The following is a 17586-nucleotide window of genomic DNA, read 5'->3' as shown; positions in this document are numbered from 1 at the left end:
CGTGCGCGGGCAGGCGCGAGCGCGGGCAGGCGCGAGCGCGGGCAGGCGCGAGCGCGGGCAGGCGCGAGCGCGGGCAGGCGCGAGCGCGGGCAGGCGCGAGCGCGGGCAGGCGCGGGCGGGCACTGGCGCGGGGCGGGCACTGGCGCGGGGCGGGCACTGGCGCGGGGCGGGCGCGCGGGGCAGCGGCCGGCGGGCAGCGGGCGGCGGGCGGCGGACCGGCGGCGGGGCGGGTACGGTGCTGCCGTGACCGGACAGTACGTCGCCGCCATCGACCAGGGCACCACCTCGTCGCGGTGCATCGTCTTCGACCGGGCCGGCGAGATCGTCTCCGTCGCCCAGCGCGAGCACCGGCAGGTCTTCCCCCGACCCGGCTGGGTCGAGCACGACGCCGAGGAGATCTGGGAGAACGTCCAGCTCGTGGTGCGGGAGGCCCTGGACGCCGCCGGCACCGGCCCCGAGGGGCTGGCGGCGGTCGGCATCACCAACCAGCGGGAGACCACGGTGGTCTGGGACCGCGCGACCGGCCGGCCGGTCGCGCACGCCGTCGTCTGGCAGGACACCCGCACCGGCCCGCTGCTGCGCGAGCTGGCCGACGCGTACGGCGAGGAGCGCCTGCGGGCCCGCACCGGGCTAACCCTGGCCACGTACTTCGCCGGGCCGAAGCTGCGCTGGCTGCTGGACAACGTGGACGGTCTGCGCGAGCGCGCCGAGCGGGGCGAGGTGCTGTTCGGCACGATGGACAGCTGGCTGATCTGGAAGCTGACCGGCCGGCACGTCACCGACGTGACCAACGCCAGCCGAACCATGCTGATGGACCTGGAAACCCTGGACTGGGACCCGGAGCTGCTGGACGCACTGCGGGTGCCCGCCGCGATGCTCCCCGAGATCCGCAGCTCCGCCGAGGTCTACGGCACCGCCGAGGGGGTGCTGGCCGGCGTGCCGGTAGCCAGCGCCCTGGGCGACCAGCAGGCCGCCCTGTTCGGGCAGACCTGCTTCCAGCCCGGCGAGGCGAAGTGCACGTACGGCACGGGCAGCTTCCTGCTGCTCAACACCGGCGCCAGCCCGGTCGCCTCGGCGCACGGCCTGCTGACCACGGTGGCGTACCGGATCGACGGCCAGCCTGCCGCGTACGCCCTCGAAGGGGCGATCGCGGTGACCGGCTCGCTGGTGCAGTGGCTGCGGGACAACCTCGGACTGATCTCCACGGCCCCCGAGATCGAGGACCTGGCCCGCACCGTGGACGACAACGGCGGCTGCTACGTGGTGCCGGCCTTCTCCGGGCTGTTCGCGCCGCACTGGCGCAGCGACGCTCGTGGGGTGATCGCCGGGCTGACCGGGTACATCACCAAGGGGCACCTGGCCCGGGCGGTGCTGGAGGCGTCGGCCTGGCAGACCCGCGAGGTGGTCGACGCGATGAACGCCGACTCCGACGTGGCGCTGCGCCGGCTGCGGGTGGACGGCGGGATGACCGGGAACGCCCTGCTCATGCAGTTCCTCGCCGACGTGCTGGACGTGCCGGTCGTCCGCTCCCGGATCACCGAGACGACCTGCCTCGGCGCGGCGTACGCGGCCGGGCTCGCCGTCGGCTTCTGGCCGGACCTGGCCACGCTGCGCGCCCAGTGGCGCTCCGACGCCCAGTGGACGTCGGCGATGACGCCGGAGCACCGCGATCGGGAACTGCGCAACTGGCGCAAGGCCGTCCAGCGCACCCTCGACTGGGTGGACTGAGCCGCTCCGGTGATCGTCTGATGCTCAGCCCTCTTCCCGAGCATCAGGCGATCCTGCGGGCCTCAGCCCGCCCTGACCAGGGCGACGAAGGAGCGCCAGGCGGCGGGGTCGAAGGTCAGGGTGCCGCCGTCGCGGTCCTTCGAGTCGCGCACCAGCACCCGGCCGGGCAGGTTGTCGGCAACCTCCACGCAGGTGTCCCCTCCGTTGCCGGACCGGCTCGACACCCGCCAGCGAGGGGTGGGGGCAGCGTTCACAGCTCGCTCACCAGCTTCCCGATCAGCTCCAGCGAGGCGCCCTCGGGCAGGGCCTCGCCGAGCAGCCTGTCCCACATCGATCTGATCGTATCCACCGCGTCCGGCCGGTCCATCACCTGACCGAAGACGCCGTCCGAGTAGACCACCTCGTCGCCGTCGGGCAGGGTGGCCAGCACGAAGCCGCCGGCCAGCCCGGGGTGCGCGCCGACCCCGGCGGGCACGACGTGGAGCCGGATGTGCGGCAGCGCCGCCAACGTGATCAGCCGCTCCAGTTGGGCCCGCTGGACCTCCCGGTCGCCGACCACCCGGCGCAGGGCGGCCTCGTCCACGATCGCGGTGAAGCGCTTCGGGACCGGCCCGGTGATCAGCTCCTGGCGGGCCATCCGCGCGGCCGCGAGCTGCTCCACCTCCTCCGGGGTGTGGATGCCCTGCGCGGTCAGCACCGCCCGGGCGTACTCCTCGGTCTGGAGCAGCCCCGGCACCAGGCAGGGCTGGGACGTGCGGAGGGCGACGGCGTTGGCCTCTGCGGAGGGCGACGGCGTTGGCCTCGACACCCAGCCACGGGGCGAACCAGCTCGGCGACTGCTTCCGGTTGGCGGCGGCCAGCAACTCGCTGAGCAGGCCGGCCGTGCCGAGCGCCTCGTCGGCGGCGGCGGCCAGGTCCGGGGTGGGCCGCCGCCGGCCGGTCTCGATGGCGGCGATAGCGGAGGGGCTCACCTGATCAGCTCGGCGAGCGCCTCCTGCGAGACGCCCGCACTCGCCCGCGCCGCCTTGAGGGCCCGGATCCGCATGTCGAGATTCACCCGACCTCCCTTGAAGTCACTCGGACAAGGAGGGTGACAGATAGATCATCGACGCTCGCGGAACCGGGGTCCAGTGCTGCCGCCCAAATGGCGGTAACGGCGTGTCGAGACATTCGCAAGCGCTCACGCTCGCGTCCACGTCCGCACAACTTCAGGGAAACTGTCGCCTCCGGCGCGGGCCGAGGCCACAACTTCCCGGAAGTTGCCGCCTCACCCCGCGTCACCCCGCCGTCAGGGTGGCGTGAGCGGCGTCAGGACCAGGGGTTGCCCGTCAGTTTCTCGTAGACGTCGACGTAGCGGGCGCGGGTCGCCTCGATCACCTCGGCCGGCACCTCGGGGGCCGGCGGTCGCTTGTCCCAGCCGCTGCCGGTCGCCCAGTCGCGGACGTACTGCTTGTCGTAGGAGAACTGGCTGCGGCCCGGCTGGTACGACTCGGCCGGCCAGAACCGGGACGAGTCGGAGGTGAGCACCTCGTCGCCGAGGACCAGGCTGCCGTCCGGCGCCCAGCCCAGCTCGATCTTGGTGTCGGCGACCAGGATGCCCCGCTCGGCGGCCATCTCGGCGCCCCGCCGGTAGACGTCGATGGTGATCTGCCGCAGCCGCTCGGCGGTCTCCGCGCCCAGCTTGTCCACCACCTGCCGGTAGCTGATCGGCTCGTCGTGCTCGCCCTTCGGGGCCTTCGTCGACGGGGTGAAGATCGGCTCCGGCAGGATCGACGCCTCGACCAGCCCGCGGGGCAGCTCGACCCCGGAGACCGCGCCCGTGCGCTCGTACTCGACGAGGCCGCCGCCGGTCAGGTAGCCCCGGGCCACGCACTCGACCGGAACCATCTCCAACCGCCGGCAGCGGATCGCCCGCCCGGCGAACTCGGCCGGCACGTCGGTGGCGGAGATCACATGGTTCGGCACGATGTCGGCCAGCTGCTCGAACCACCACAGCGAGAGCGCGGTGAGGAGCCGGCCCTTGTCCGGCACCGGGGTCGGCAGCACCACGTCGTAGATCGAGAGCCGGTCGGAGGCGACCAGGATCAAGTCGTCGCCGTCGGCGTAGACGTCCCTGACCTTGCCCGAGTGCAGAAGTTCCACGGGACCAAGTACACCACGCGTCGATCGCCCGCCCGGACGGCCACCGGAACCGTCCAGAACCGCGAAGGCCGCCGGCAGCCGACCGAGCCGGGCCGTACGGCCGTTGACACCCGCGTACGCCGGCTGTGTAAATGATCCAAAACCGCCTCACGGACGACCAGGAGTGCCCCGTGCCCGTCGCCCGCCTGCCGCTCTCCCGCCCCGGCACCGACCCGGTCCGCCGGCGGTTGCTGAAGGCGCTGCTCGGAGCGCCGCTCGCCGCCGGCGGGCTGGCCGGCTGCGACCACGACGAGGGCACGCCGGTCGAGAACGGCCCGATCACGCTCTCCGTCTTCTGGTACGGCGGGACGAAGCGGGCCGCGCTGACCGAGAAGGCGCTCAGGCTGTACGCGGCGCGCAATCCGCAGGTCGGGTTCCGGGTCACCTGGCAGGACCGGGTCGGCTACTACGAGCGGCTGGCGACCCAGGCGGCCGGCGGCAACGCGCCCGACCTGTTCCAACTCGACGACGCGATCCTCACCGAGTACGCCGAGCGCGAGATCCTGCTCGACCTCGGCGGGTACGTCGCCGACCACCGGCTCGACCTGGGCGAGCTGCCGCCGGGCCTGGTCCGCTACGGCGAGGTCGACGACCGCACCGTGGGCGTCGCCGCGGCCCAGACCAGCGCCGCGCTGGTGTACAACCGGAGCCTGCTGCGAAAGCTGCGGGTGCCGGAGCCCCGCACGGGCATGTCCTGGGAGGAGTACGTCGACTGGGCGCAGCGGGTCACCCGCGCGGCCGGCGGGCGGGTCGCCGGCACGATGGACCCGTCCGGGGACGACCGGGCGCTCTGGCTCTGGCTGCGCGCGAAGGGCAGCGAGCTGTACCAGGGCCGGCGGCTCGGCTTCAGCGCGGGCGAGCTGGCCAACTGGTTCGAGCTGTGGCGGCGGGCCCGGGCCGGCGGGGCGACCCCGGGCGCGGCTCTCGTGGAGCGGGCCGAGAGCGGCGAGCCGGACCGGCAACTCGTGGTCACCGGGCACGCCGCCGCCTCGTTCGCCTGGGCCAACCAGCTTCCCGAGCTCCAGCGCCACACCCGCGACGAGCTGGCGCTGGCCGCGTTCCCCGGCCCGCCCGGCGCACAGTGGGCGCGGGCCCCGATGTACTGGGCCGCCTACCGGGGCACCCGCCACCCCGACACCGTGGCGGACGTCATCAACTTCCTCACCAACAACATCGAGGCCGGGGCGGCTCTCGGCAACGAACGGGGGGTGAACCCCAACCTGGGCATCCGCCGGTACGTGCGGGCGAACCTGACCGACCCCGTGCAGCACCGGGCCGCCACGCTCGCCGAGGCGCTGACCAACGAGCTGGGACCGGCACCCTCCCCGCCCCCGAAGGGGCATGCCCGGGTCCGCGCCCTGCTCGTCACCACCGCCGGGGCCGTCCGCTCGGGCCGGATCAGCGTACGCACGGCGGCCTCCCGTTTCATGGCCCAGGCCGACGCCGCCCTGGCCGGCTGACCGGGCACGGCCACGGGCCGGACGCCGGCCTCCAGCCTCAGGCGGCCACTAGCCCCCAGCCACGTGGGCGGACGCCAGCCACGTGCGGATGCCGCCGCACACGCGGGCGGCAGCCACGTATACGGCCCCAGGCACGCATACGATCCCAGCCACGTAGCGACCCAGCCGGGTACGGGGGCCCAGGCACGTACGCGGCCCCAGGCACGTACGCGGCCCCAGGCACGTACGCGATCCCAGCCACGTACACAGGCGACAGCCCCACATGCGGGCGCCAGCCAGCGAGGCGGCTGGGCGGCCCGACGGGTCACTCCGGCAGCCCGACGGGTCACTCCGGCGGCCTGCCGGTGTGGCGGGCCGTTCTCAGCGCCGGCGGTTGCGCCGGTTGTTGAGCAGCACGATCAACAGGATGATCACGCCGACGACGACCAGGCAGCACAACAGGCCGACGAAGCCGACGCCCCGGGACCGCCGCTTGGCTGCCTCGACCACCAGCTCGCCGGTGCCGCTGGACGCCCACGCCGCGACCGGGACGAAGACCGACAGCACGACCGTGCCGAGGACGGCGCCGAGCCGGCCCCACCATTTGCTCCACGAAGACATGCCCTCATCCTCGCCGAACGGCGCAAGGGCGGCAGGCCAGACGGCGGGCTGCATGGCGTGGCGCACGGCCAGGGTAAAGGCGGCGGACAGAATGCGGCAGCGGTCGCGAAACGGAAAAGGCCCCGGAGCGGACTCCGGGGCCTTTCGACGAGTAGCGGGGACAGGATTTGAACCTGCGACCTCTGGGTTATGAGCCCAGCGAGCTACCGAGCTGCTCCACCCCGCGTCGGCTTGTACAGCTTATCGCATCCGCCTGGCGAAGGTCGCAAGGGCCCCCAATCCTCCCCCGCCGAGCCCTTGGCCAGGGCCGTTGACCAAGAGGTTTGCGTCAGCGGGTCACGGGATCCTGACGCAAACCTCTTGATCAACGAGGCGGGCGACGCGGCCCCGAGGCGGCAGCGCGTCACCGAGGCGGGCGGCTGATCACCGAGGCGGCGGCGCGTCACCGAGGCGGGGGGCCGAGGCGACGTGCCAGTAGGGCGTGAAAAGGCCCCGGAGCGGACTCCGGGGCCTTTCGACGAGTAGCGGGGACAGGATTTGAACCTGCGACCTCTGGGTTATGAGCCCAGCGAGCTACCGAGCTGCTCCACCCCGCGTCGGCCCGTCAACGGTAGCGCATCAACCCGGGAAGCTGCAAAACGGTCCCCGCCACCCGCCCCCGCCATCGTCGACCGCGTCCGCTCAGCCGCCCGGCGCCGTCGAGGGCGTCGGCGAGGGGCTGCCGCTCGGCGACGTCGACGCGGCCGGCGACGCCGAGGCGGCCGGGGTGGCGGCCTTCTGCGCCTGCTGGAACGCGGTCATCGCCTCGTCCAGCGCCTTCAGCGCCTTGCCGTACCGCTCGAAGTCGCCGGACGCCTGCGCGGCCTTGACCTCGTCGATCGCCGCCTGCACCTTGCCCGCGGCCACGGCCAACTCGCCGGTCAGGGGCGGCGAGTTGTTCCCGCCGCTGGGCGGCGGCGGGGTGCCCTCGGCCGGGGGCGGGGTGCCCTGGGCGGCCTGTTTGCCCTGCTCGACGAGCTGCTTGATGCCGTCGGACAGGTTGTCGGCCAGCGCCACGTACGACCCGTCGCCGTAGGAGACCAGCACCTTCGACAGCACCGGGTACGCGTCCTGCCGCTGGTTGCTCTTGACGTAGACCGGCTCGACGTAGAGCATCCCGTCGCCGAACGGCAGCGACAGCAGGTTGCCGTACTGCACCTGCGACGTCTGATTGCTGGAAAGCAGGTTGAGCTGCTGGCGGATGTTCGAGTTGGTGTTGGTCATCTGCTGGTGCACCTGCACCGGGCCGGCGGTGCGGGTCTGGTCGGGCAGCTCCAGCACCTCCAGCCGTGGCTTCCCGTCGACGTACGACCCGGAGATCAGCGCGGCCAGGTTCTGCCGGCCGTTCGGGGTGACCGCGGAGGTGAGCTGGAACCGCGGCGCCTCCTGCCCGGGGAACTGCGTCCACAGGTAGTACGGCGGCTGCTTCTGCCCGCTGTCCGGCGCGTCCGGCACGTTCGGCACCTGCCAGAAGTCCTGCGCCGAGTAGAAGTCGCCCGGGTCGGTCACGTGGAACTTGGTCAGCAGGTTGCGCTGCACCTTGAACATGTCCGCCGGGTAGCGGAAGTGCTCGCGCAGCTCGGTCGGGATCTTGTCCTTCGGCAGGATCAGGTCGCCGCCGAACGCTTTGTTCCACGCCTTGAGCACCGGGTCGGTGTCGTCGAACTGGTAGAGCCGCACCGTGCCGTCGTACGCGTCGACCGTCGCCTTCACCGAGTTGCGCATGTAGTTGACGTTCTCCCGGGCCAGCTGGAAGGTGCCCCGGTTGGTCAGCTCGTCGGTGGTCTCGGCCTGGAGGTTGATCCGCTCGGCGTACGGGTAGGTCGCGGCCGTGGTGTAGCCGTCGACGATCCACTGCACCCGGCCGCCGACGACCGCCGGGTACGGGTCGCCGTCGAGGGTCAGGAACGGCGCGACCTTCTCCACCCGGTCCCGCGGGTTGCGCACGTACAGCAGCTTCGAGTTCTCGTTGACCGCCTCGGAGAGCAGGAGGTTCGACTCCTGCTCCTTGATGGCGTAGAGCAGCCGGCGGGTGAACGAGCCGATCTCGACGCCGCCCTCGCCGGTGTAGGTGTAGTACTGCTCGCCGCCGGTCTGGGTCGGCCGGTCGAACTCCGCGTTGCGCTTCGGGTCGGACTGCCCGACGATCGCGTAGTCGTCGGCGCCCATCCGCTCGCCGTAGTAGATCCGCGGCTGCTGGGCCGGGATCTCCTCGATCGCGGACGCGCAGCCCTGCGCCTCCTTGTCCGGCTCGCCGAGGAAGCCGGAGACGAAGTACGGCAGGCCGTTGCAGACCCGGTTGGCGGGGGCGGCCACCAGGCCGTAGCCGTGGGTGTAGACGGTGTGCCGGTTGATCCAGGTGTTCTGCTGGTCGGTCAGCTCCGTGTAGTTGATCTCACGGACGCCGACCACGTAGTCGGAGGTCTTCCCGGCCACCGCGTACCGGTCGATGTCCAGCTTCGGGCCGAAGTCGTAGAAGCCGCGCACCTGCTGGAGCTGGGTGTACGCGTCGGAGACCAGCTGCGGGTCGAGCAGCCGCACGTTCGGCACCACGGAGGTGTCGGTGGCCAGGCTGGCCGGCGGGACGAAGTTGTTCGCCGCGTACGGCGTGGTCTTCGTGTCGATCAGCCCGAACGCCGCCCGCGTGGCCTCGATGCTGCGCTGGATGTACGGCGCCTCCTTGTCCTTGGCGCTCGGCTTGACCTCGAACGTCTGCACCGCCCACGGGTAGATGCCGCCGATGGCGACGGCGGACACCCCGAGCAGGGCCAGTGAGATGCCCGGCCAGACCAGGTTCCGCATCACCGCGTTCGAGAAGACGATGATCGCGATGGCCACCACGACGGAGATGTAGGCGAGGATCTCCTTGGCGGGCAGCAGCGCGTTCACGTCGGCGTACCCGGCGCCGTAGAGCTTCGCGCCCTCGTTGTACTCCAGCAGCATCGCCCGCCGGTCCAGCACGTACGCGACCGCCTTGAGCAGCACGAAGACCGCGACCAGCGTGCTCAGGTGGGCGCGCGCGGCGCCGGTCATCCGGTCCCCGACGCCCTGCAGCCGCACCCCGCCGAACACGTAGTGCACGGCCAGCGCGCCGAGCAGGGCGAGCACGACGGCGGTGAAGCCGACGCCGAGCAGGTAGCGCCAGAACGGCAGCTGGAAGACGTAGAACCCGACGTCCACGCCGAACTCCGGGTCCTTCACGCCGAAGTCGCCGCCGTTGCGGAACAGCAGCCACTGGTTCCACCGGCTCTGCGCGGAGAGCCCGGCGAAGATCCCGATCACCAGCGCGGCCAGGCTGATCCACAGGCCCAGCCGGGGCTCCAGCACCATCCGGTACCGCTCCAGGGTGGCCTGCTCGAGCGAGTGCGGGCGCATCCTGGGGCGCAGCCGGTGGGCGAGCCAGAGGTTGCCGCCGACGACCAGCGCCAGGCCCAGGCCGACGACGAGGAAGAGCAGCAGCCGGGTGGCCAGCACCCCGGTGAAGACCTGGGTGTAGCGCACCTCCTCGTACCAGAGCCAGTCCGTCCACGCCTGCACACCCCACCCGAGGACGGTGAACAGCACGAACACCCCCACCAGGACGCCGATCGTGACGCGTCCGCGTCGGCTCATCCTCGGCAGGGGGCTGCTACGCATGACCACTGTTGGCTCCGCACGCTCGATGTGATCGGCTCCGACCAGGCAACCAGAGTACGGGGTATTCCTGAAAGCGTCGCCCACGGTCACGCCGGGCGGGCCCACGGCGGTCAGCAGCGGGTGGGCTGACCCCCCTCGCGCAACGTCTCCAGGGCCTTCAGCGCATCGTCCAGGGAACCCACCCGCAGCAGCGGAAGGTCGGGCTGCGGGTTACGGACGGCCTCGGCGCAGTTGGCCTCCGGCACCAGGAACACCTTCGCCCCGGCGTCCTTCGCGCCGACCAGCTTCTGCGCGATCCCGCCGATCGGGCCGACCCGGCCCTCGTCGTCGATCGTGCCGGTGCCCGCGATGATCTTGCCGCCGGTCAGGTCGGCCGGTTCCAGCTTGTCCACGATCCCCAACGCGAACATCAGGCCGGCGCTCGGGCCGCCGATGTCGTTGAGATCGATGGAGAGGGTGAACGGGTGCGGCTGCTGCTGGTCGATCTCGATCCCGACCCGCGGCCGGCCGTCCTGCTCGCGGCTGGTGACCCGTGCCGTGGCGGCGACGCCGTCGCGGGTGTAACCGATCGTCAGCGTGGTCCCGGCCGGCCGGGCACGGATCAGCTCGGTGAGCCGGCCGGCGCTGGTGACCTGCTCGCCGTCGACCGAGGTGACGACGTCGCCGGGCTTGAGCACCCCGGCCGACGGGCCGTCCGCGCCGACCGTCTTCACCAGCACCTGCACCGGGTAACCGAGCTCGCGCAGCGCCGCCGTCTCGGCGCTGGTCTGCGAGGCGCGGAAGTCCTCCTCGTTGCGCTGCTCCACCTCCTGGCGGCTCTCCCCCGGCGGGTAGACCAGCTCGCGCGGCACCACCGCCTCGTCCGGGGAGAACCAGCCGGCCAACGCCGAACGCAGCCGCACGGTGGGCTGCACCCCGACCGTGGTCAGCCGGAGCTGACCGGCGGAGGTGGACGCCGCCCGCCCGCTCACCTGGATGACCTCCTTGCCGTCCGAGGTGCCCAGCGTGTTCACCGTGGGCCCGGGACCGAGCACCACGTACGGGATGGGGACGCTGAGCACGCCGAAGCTGAGCAGGGCGGTCAGCAGGGCACCCAGCAGGACGGTCAGGCCGCGACGTCTCATGGCGCAGAGCGTACCGATCGGCCGTACGGGGGCCGGGGGCGTGACGGCGACTTCGCCCTCAGCGCAACGCCGGTGGCGACGACCTGGGGCACTGCCCGCGTACCGTAGACGTCGTGCCTGATATTCCGTTCGGCTTCCAGCTCCCGGGCGGGCAACCGCCCGACCCCAACGATCCCGCGCAGATGCAGCAGTTCATGTCGCAGTTGCAGCACCTGCTCTCCGCGCCGGGCAGCGGGCCGGTCAACTGGGACCTGGCCCGGCAGGTGGCCGCCAGCCAGCTCTCCGCCGCGGGCGACCCGGCGGTCTCGCCGTCCGAGCGCACCGGCGTGACGGAGGCGCTGCGCCTGGCCGACCTGTGGCTGGAGCCCGCCACCTCCTGGCCGACGGGCATCCGCACCGCGTCGGCGTGGAACCGCAACGAGTGGATCTACAAGACGCTCGACGTCTGGCGCAAGCTCTGCGACCCGGTGGCCGCCCGGATGGTCGGCGCGATGGGCGACCTGGTGCCGCCGGAGGCCCGGGCGCAGCTCGGCCCGATGCAGTCGATGGTCGCCACGCTCGGCGGCGCGCTCTTCGGCGGGCAGCTCGGGCAGGCCCTCGGCTCGCTCGCCGCGGAGGTGCTCTCCGCCGGCGACATCGGGCTCCCGCTCGGCCCTGCCGGCACGGCCGCGCTGATCCCGGCCAACATCCGCGCGTACGGCGAGGGCCTGGAACTGCCCGAGGACGAGGTGCGCCTCTACGTCGCCCTGCGCGAGGCGGCCCACCAGCGGCTGTTCGAGCACGTGCCGTGGCTGCGCGGGCATGTGCTCACCGCCGTGGAGACGTACGCCTCCGGCATCCGGGTGAACCGGGAGGCGATCGAGGAGGCGATGGGCCGACTCGACCCGACCGACCCGGAGTCGATGCAGGCGATCGCGCTGGAGGGCATCTTCACCCCGGAGGACACCCCGGCGCAGAAGGCGTCGCTGGCCCGGCTGGAGACGGCCCTCGCCCTGGTGGAGGGCTGGGTCTGCCACGTGGTGGACAGCGCCGTCGGGGATCGGCTGCCGAACGCGGTACGCCTCGCCGAGGCGTTCCGCCGCCGCCGGGCCGCCGGCGGGCCGGCCGAGCAGACCTTCGCGGCCCTGGTCGGCCTGGAGCTGCGCCCGCGCCGGCTGCGGGAGGCCGCCGCGCTGTGGGCCGCGCTGACCGAGCACCGGGGCATCGCCGGCCGGGACGGCGTCTGGGGCCACCCCGACCTGCTTCCTTCCGACGACGACTTCGCCGACCCGGTAGCGTTCGCCACGGCCCGCGCCGACCTGGACGACGAGCTGGCCAACTTCGACTTCAACGCGCCGGGCGCGCCGGAGGAGCAGGCCCCCGGCTCGCCCCGCCCACGTCCCGAGGGCGACACCGACGAGTCCTGAGGCTCCGCGCCGTACGGCCGCCGTCGCGCCCGCGACGGCGGCCGTCGCCGTCTCGGGCGCTGCCGCACGCCTCGGGCGCTGCCGCACGCCTCGGGCGCTGCCGCGCGTTGCTCAGGCGTCAACTTCAGGGAAGTAGTCCCCTCGGCGCCGCCCGACACAACTACTTCACTGAAGGTGCACGGATCTTGGCGCGGCGCGACGCGTGCGGCGCGGGGCATGCGGCGCGGGGCATGCGGGGCGGGGCATGCGGGGCGGGGCACCGGGCACCGCGCATGCCCGGGGCAGGCGCGCGAAACACGGGGCACGCGCGAAACAGGGGGGCACGCGGGCACGGGCACCGCGCGGGCGCGAGGCAGGCACAGGGCCGGCGCACGGGCACAGGGCCGGCGCACGGGCACAGGGCCGGCGCACGGGCACCGCGCGGGCGGGGCTGTCAGGGGTGGCCGGAGAGGAGGGCGCGGGTGGCGTCCCAGCCCTCGACCGCCGGGTCGAGGGTGGCCAGGTCCGCCGGGCCGCGCAACCGCCGCCAGGCGGTGGTGACCGCGACGTCGCCGGGGCGCGGGGCGGCCCGGCGCAGGTCGGCCGGGAGCGCGGCGTCCAGGTCGATCTCGGGCAGCCAGTCCGGTACGGGCAGCCGCGACGCGACGCCGAGCAGGCCGGGACCGCCGCCCTCGGCCGGGGCGACCGCCACCGGCCAGGTGGTCAGCGGGCGGAGCAGCTTGCCGACGGTCAGCCCGGGCAGGTCGGGGGCGTCGGCGGCGACGACGGCCGCCTGATCGTACCCGGTCAGCGCGGCCAGGACCGCGGTGGCCGTCGGTACGGGCACCTCGTGCACGGCGGTGCCGGGCCAGACGACGGCCTCGGCGAGGGCCCGGTCGGCCGGGGTCACCGCGACCGCGGTCTCCACCTCCTGAAGCGTGGCGAGCAGGTCCACCACGTCCTCGGCGAGCGCCGCCCGCCACCGTCCCGGGTCGACGCCCGGCGGCGTCCAGGCCACCGGTCCGAGCAACGCCACCACCACACGTCGGGCCACGCCCCGACCCTAGACCGTCGCCCGGACCGCCGCGACAGCTGGCGGCGACGCGCGTCCGCGGACCGCCCCCGGACCCGGCGATGTCGCCGACATGGCGGGAACCCGCCCGCTCGGACCTGGCGATGTCGCCGACATGGGGGTCCCGTCCGACCAGACCCGACCATGTCGCCGACACGGCGGGATCCGGGCGCGGGAGGGTCAGTCGCCCAGGGGGCTGGCGGAGACGGCGGCCACGCCCTCCAGGTAGCCGCGGGCCCGCTCGGCCTTCGGGTAGCGCCCGACCAGCGCCCAGAACCGGGCGTTGTGGCTGGGCACGATGAGGTGGACCAGCTCGTGGAGCAGGACGTAGTCGATCACCCAGTCCGGCATGTCCTGGAGCCGGTGCGAGATGCGGATGGTGCGGTCAGCCGGGGTGCAGGAGCCCCAGCGGCCGTTCTGGTTGGTCACCCAGCGGACGCTGACCGGCACGGCCCGGGTGCCGTGGTCGGGCAGGTAGAGCGCGATCAGTCGGCTGGCTCGGCCGAGCAGTTCCTCGTCGGAGCGGGCGAGCCGCCCCTCCCGCGCCTCCAGCCGGGCCAGCATCCGGTCGACCCACTCGCTCTCCTCGGCCCGGGAGAACTGGTCGGGGATGAGCACCACGACGCGTTCCCCGTCGCGGTAGGCGGACACCGTGCGTCGCCGGCGCTGGCTGCGCCGTACCTCGACGACCGGCTTCCGCGCGCCTGCCATCAGCGGGCCGCGCGGCCTCGGAATGCTGTCACGAAGGAAAGCTAATGGGTACTGACCAGGGGTCCGCAAGGGTCAACACCACGACACGCGCCCAGAAAGTCATGGTTGGTGCCGGCTAGTCCCGAAAAAAATCCTTGCGGACCGTCACCACGCGGCCCCACCCGCCGTCGTGCGGCGGCGGTCGACCGGGTCGCGTCCTCCTCGGCACACCGTAGGTGATCGCGTCGCCGGCGACCCCCTCGGGGGCCACCCTGCGGGGCATCTGTAGGGGTTCACCCGGCGTGTCCCCGCCAAACTGACTTATCCGACCTAATTCGGCATGCACACTCTCGACGTCGACTTGCTCACAGTGGCGAAGCACAGCTGACATGGAACCCCCCACACCTGGGTAGGGTCCGCGGACCAGCGGTCACGAGGGTGGCCGCGGAGAAGACCCAGCGCCGGCGCCCTCCGTGGCCCGCCGCCGGGCGACCCCGCCGGAACCGGATTGACCGGCGGAAGAGACGAGGAGGGCACCGTGGCCGACCAGGCCCAGACCTACAACGGTTACTGCGTCAAGTGCAAGGAGAAGCGGGACTTCGAGGGTCGCATCGAGGTCTCGAAGACCGGGATGAACATGGCCAAGGGCAAGTGTCCGGTGTGCGGCACAACAGTGAACCGCATCCTGGGCAAGGCGAAAGTCTGACCGTACGTACCGGTCCGGGGGAGGGGTGGCGACGGCCGGCCCTCCCCCGTCGCGTCGGCGGGTCCTCTCCCGCCACGTCAGAGGGCCCGGGGACGGGTCGGGTGAGGTGTCGGCTGCCCGACACAGGTTACCGACCGGTTGTGGATAACCCGGCAAATCCTGTGGACAGCCCTGGACAGGGCGGTGCCCACCTGTGGACAACGATCGACGGACTGCAGGGAAGCGGTCACGATTCGTCGTCATGAGCCCTGCCGCGCTCCCCCGTCCCGCCCTGCTTCCCGGCCTGACCCGTCTCTGGCGGAACCGGCACACCCTCCAGCTCGGGCTGGAGCCGGGCCGCGCCGTCCTGGTCGAGGTGGCCCATCCTCGCGCCGTCCGGGTGCTCGACCTGCTCGACGGCACCCGCAGCGAGCGCATGGTCCTGGCGCACGCCGCCGAGGTCGACGTACCGCCCGACGAGGCGCGCGGGCTGCTCGACGCGCTGCGCGGCGCCGGGCTGGTCGTACCCGCGCACACCCTGCTGCCCCGCGACCTGGCCGGCCCGGCGCGCAGCCGGCTCGCCGCGGAGGCCCGGGCGCTCGCCCTGTCCGCGCGCGCCCTGCCCGGGACGCCCGCCCAGGTGCTGCGGCGGCGCCGTGCCGCGCGTGTGCTGGTCACCGGCGGCGGCCGGCTCGGCGCGCCGGTCGCCGTGGCGCTCGCCCAGGCCGGGATCGGGCACGTCGATCCGGACCTGTCCGGGCCGGTACGCCCGGCGGACCTGGTCGGCACGGGCCTGGCCGCCGCCGACCTGGGCCGCCCGCTCGCCTCGGCGGTCCGCGCCGCGGTGCACCGGGCCGCCCCCGGCACCGCCACCCACCCGCTGCGGCGGGTCCGCCCGGACCTGGTGGTCCGGCTGGGCGTCGACCGGCCGGCGGCGCTGCTCGCGGCCGGATTCGCCCAGCGCCGCCAGCCGCACCTGCTGCTCGGCCTGTGGGAGGGGGTGCCCGTGGTCGGCCCGCTGGTGCGCCCGCCAGCCGGCCCGTGCCTGAACTGCGTCGACCTGCACCGCGCCGACCGGGACCCGGACTGGCCGGCGCTGGCCGCCCAGCTCGCCGCCGACGCCGGGGACCAGCCGTGCGGTACGGCGACCCTGCTCGCCGCGGTCGCGTACGCCGCCGCGGAGGCCCTGACCCACCTCGACGGCGGCGCGCCGGAGACGCTGGGCGGCGCGGTGGAGGTCACCGCCCCGGGGCGGCTGCGTCGGCGTACCTGGCCGCCCCACCCGTCCTGCCGGTGCGCGGGCCGGCGCTCGTGACGGCCCCGAACGCGGGCACGGCGGACCCAGCCAGGCCGGCGAGCAGCCGCGAGGCCCCCGAGTCGGTAACAATGGCCGGGTGACCGACATCCCGCGCCGGGCCGTCTCCCGGACCGCCAAGCTCGCCGCTCTGCCGCTCGGCTTCGCCGGTCGGACCGTCCTCGGCATGGGTAAGCGCGTCACGGGCCTCGCCTCCGACGTGATCTCCGCCGAGATCCAGCAGCGCACCGCCGAGCAGCTGTTCAGCGTGCTGGGCCAGCTCAAGGGCGGGGCGATGAAGTTCGGTCAGGCGCTGTCGGTCTTCGAGGCGGCCCTGCCGGAGGAGATCGCCGCCCCCTACCGCCAGGCCCTCACCAAGCTCCAGGAGGCGGCCCCGCCGCTGCCCGCCGCCACCGTGCACAGGGTGCTCGCCGAGCAACTGGGCCCGGACTGGCGAAACTTCTTCGTCTCCTTCGACGACAAACCGGCCGCCGCGGCCAGCATCGGGCAGGTGCACCGGGCGGTGTGGCGGGACCCGGACGGCATTCCGCGCGACGCGGCCGTCAAGATCCAGTATCCGGGCGCGGGCGACGCGCTGCTCGCCGACCTGAAGCAGCTCTCCCGGCTCGGCGGCATGTTCCGGGCGTTCCAGCCCGGGCTGGACGTCAAGCCGCTCCTGGCCGAGCTGCGAAAACGGATCACCGAGGAGCTGGACTACGAGCTGGAGGCCGAGTCGCAGCGGGCCTTCGGCACGGCGTACGCGGACGATCCGGAGATCTTCATCCCGGCGGTGCTCGCGGCGACCCCCCGGATCCTGGTCACCGAGTGGGTCGAGGGCGTACCGCTGGCCGACATCATCCGCGAGGGCACCGAGGAGCAGCGCGACGAGGCCGGGCGGCTGATGGCGATCCTGCACCTGTCGGCGCCGATGCGCGCCGGCCTGCTGCATGCCGACCCGCACCCGGGCAACTTCCGGCTGCTGGCCGACGGACGGCTCGGCGTCATCGACTTCGGCGCGGTGGCCCGGATGCCCGAGGGGACGCCCGAGCCGATCGGCCGGTTGGCCGGGCTGGCGCTGCGCGGCGAGGCGGACGCGGTCGTCGAGGGGCTGCGCGAGGAGGGCTTCGTCAGCGGGACGGAGCCGATCGACGCCCAGGCCGTGCTGGACTACGTCCGGCCGATGCTCGACCCGGTGGCCACCGAGGAGTTCCGCTTCACCCGGGCCTGGCTGCGGGCCGAGGCGGCCCGGCTGGCCAGCCCGCGGTCGCCGGCGTACCAGTTGGGGCGGCAGCTCAACCTGCCCCCGTCGTACCTGCTGATCCACCGGGTGACGCTCGGCTCGATCGGCGTGCTCTGCCAGCTGAACGCCAAGGCGCCGTACCGCGCGATCCTGGAGCGCTGGCTGCCGGGCTTCGCCCAGGTGGGCTGACCTAGAAAACCGGTGGGCTGACCGAGAGAACCGGCGGGCCGAACCGGGAGAACCGGTGAGTCGACGGAGAAAAGCCGGTGAGCCGAGCCGGGAGGACCGGCGGGCCGGTCCGCGAACGGACGGGCCGGCCCGGTGAAGCGACGCGGGGGCGGGGCGGGCGCGGGGGCGGGCCCCCCCCCCCCCCCCCGGGGGGTGTTGAACAGGACCCCCAACGCCCGGGCGGAGAGGGCGCCGGCCCGGCGCGACACGACGCGGACCAGCTC

At 73.5% G+C, this 17586-nt stretch carries 15 protein-coding genes and 2 tRNA genes; 7 read left to right on the top strand and 10 right to left on the bottom strand.

Features of this window, described 5'->3' with window-relative positions; genetic code table 11:
* The first annotated feature begins 243 nt into the window (after positions 1-243).
* Positions 244-1728, top strand: a complete 1485-nt coding sequence (glpK, locus tag ACGFIZ_RS03750; protein ID WP_393415480.1) for a glycerol kinase GlpK — start codon at positions 244-246, stop codon at positions 1726-1728.
* A 62-nt stretch (positions 1729-1790) separates the two neighbouring features.
* On the opposite strand, the gene ACGFIZ_RS03745 is transcribed toward glpK, so the two are convergent.
* Together ACGFIZ_RS03745 and ACGFIZ_RS03740 are read right to left on the bottom strand one after the other, a co-directional pair.
* Positions 1791-1982, bottom strand: coding sequence for a DUF397 domain-containing protein (locus tag ACGFIZ_RS03745; protein ID WP_347668588.1), 192 nt, complete (start codon positions 1980-1982; stop codon positions 1791-1793).
* Complete coding sequence (locus tag ACGFIZ_RS03740; RefSeq protein ID WP_393415478.1) at positions 1979-2536, bottom strand: DUF5753 domain-containing protein; 558 nt, start codon at positions 2534-2536, stop codon at positions 1979-1981. Before ACGFIZ_RS03740 ends, ACGFIZ_RS03745 begins: the two co-directional genes overlap by 4 nt.
* Here ACGFIZ_RS03740 and ACGFIZ_RS03735 point away from each other — a divergent pair.
* Positions 2524-2703 (top strand): hypothetical protein, encoded by a 180-nt coding sequence (locus ACGFIZ_RS03735; protein WP_393415476.1) that lies wholly within the window; start codon positions 2524-2526, stop codon positions 2701-2703. The genes ACGFIZ_RS03740 and ACGFIZ_RS03735 overlap by 13 nt on opposite strands.
* A 333-nt stretch (positions 2704-3036) precedes the next feature.
* Here the strand turns inward: ACGFIZ_RS03735 and ACGFIZ_RS03730 are convergent, their stop codons facing one another.
* Positions 3037-3870 (bottom strand): phosphoribosylaminoimidazolesuccinocarboxamide synthase, encoded by an 834-nt coding sequence (locus tag ACGFIZ_RS03730; RefSeq protein ID WP_393415474.1) that lies wholly within the window; start codon positions 3868-3870, stop codon positions 3037-3039.
* 170 nt (positions 3871-4040) lie between these two features.
* On the opposite strand from ACGFIZ_RS03730, the gene ACGFIZ_RS03725 reads away from it, so the two are divergent.
* Entirely contained in the window at positions 4041-5369 is a 1329-nt protein-coding gene (locus ACGFIZ_RS03725) for an ABC transporter substrate-binding protein (RefSeq protein ID WP_393415472.1), read from the top strand.
* A gap of 360 nt (positions 5370-5729) precedes the next feature.
* On the opposite strand, the gene ACGFIZ_RS03720 is transcribed toward ACGFIZ_RS03725, so the two are convergent.
* The 5 genes from ACGFIZ_RS03720 to ACGFIZ_RS03700 form a co-directional block, all read right to left on the bottom strand.
* The gene (locus ACGFIZ_RS03720) at positions 5730-5969 is read right to left on the bottom strand and encodes a hypothetical protein (RefSeq protein ID WP_347668585.1); all 240 of its coding nucleotides are present in this window, start codon (positions 5967-5969) and stop codon (positions 5730-5732) included.
* A gap of 152 nt (positions 5970-6121) precedes the next feature.
* Positions 6122-6195, bottom strand: a tRNA-Met gene (locus ACGFIZ_RS03715).
* 296 nt (positions 6196-6491) lie between these two features.
* A tRNA-Met gene (locus tag ACGFIZ_RS03710) sits at positions 6492-6565 on the bottom strand.
* An 85-nt stretch (positions 6566-6650) separates the two neighbouring features.
* Positions 6651-9644 (bottom strand): UPF0182 family protein, encoded by a 2994-nt coding sequence (locus ACGFIZ_RS03705; protein WP_393415469.1) that lies wholly within the window; start codon positions 9642-9644, stop codon positions 6651-6653.
* 110 nt (positions 9645-9754) lie between these two features.
* The gene (locus ACGFIZ_RS03700) at positions 9755-10768 is read right to left on the bottom strand and encodes a PDZ domain-containing protein (RefSeq protein WP_393415467.1); all 1014 of its coding nucleotides are present in this window, start codon (positions 10766-10768) and stop codon (positions 9755-9757) included.
* Between the two features lie 182 nt (positions 10769-10950).
* On the opposite strand from ACGFIZ_RS03700, the gene ACGFIZ_RS03695 reads away from it, so the two are divergent.
* Positions 10951-12174 carry a zinc-dependent metalloprotease gene (locus ACGFIZ_RS03695; RefSeq protein ID WP_393415636.1) on the top strand — a complete coding sequence of 408 codons (1224 nt, stop codon included), beginning with the start codon at positions 10951-10953 and terminating at the stop codon, positions 12172-12174.
* A gap of 433 nt (positions 12175-12607) precedes the next feature.
* Here the strand turns inward: ACGFIZ_RS03695 and ACGFIZ_RS03690 are convergent, their stop codons facing one another.
* On the bottom strand, positions 12608-13207 hold the full coding sequence (locus ACGFIZ_RS03690) for a hypothetical protein (RefSeq protein WP_393415465.1): 600 nt from the start codon (positions 13205-13207) through the stop codon (positions 12608-12610).
* Positions 13208-13405: 198 nt separating this feature from the next.
* Positions 13406-13936, bottom strand: a complete 531-nt coding sequence (locus ACGFIZ_RS03685; protein WP_347671138.1) for a M48 family metallopeptidase — start codon at positions 13934-13936, stop codon at positions 13406-13408.
* Between the two features lie 517 nt (positions 13937-14453).
* Here ACGFIZ_RS03685 and ACGFIZ_RS03680 point away from each other — a divergent pair.
* From ACGFIZ_RS03680 to ACGFIZ_RS03670, 3 genes are all read left to right on the top strand, one after another.
* Positions 14454-14621, top strand: a complete 168-nt coding sequence (locus ACGFIZ_RS03680) for a DUF5679 domain-containing protein (RefSeq protein ID WP_165945332.1) — start codon at positions 14454-14456, stop codon at positions 14619-14621.
* 241 nt (positions 14622-14862) lie between these two features.
* On the top strand, positions 14863-15915 hold the full coding sequence (locus ACGFIZ_RS03675) for a hypothetical protein (RefSeq protein WP_393415463.1): 1053 nt from the start codon (positions 14863-14865) through the stop codon (positions 15913-15915).
* A gap of 79 nt (positions 15916-15994) precedes the next feature.
* Entirely contained in the window at positions 15995-17323 is a 1329-nt protein-coding gene (locus ACGFIZ_RS03670) for an ABC1 kinase family protein (protein ID WP_393415461.1), read from the top strand.
* Positions 17324-17586: the final 263 nt, after the last annotated feature.

The sequence above is a fragment of the Micromonospora sp. NPDC048830 genome (genome assembly GCF_043198215.1).
GTDB lineage: Bacteria > Actinomycetota > Actinomycetes > Mycobacteriales > Micromonosporaceae > Micromonospora.
Note: the sequence above shows the minus strand (reverse complement) of the source record. Positions and strands in the feature narration are given on the sequence as shown.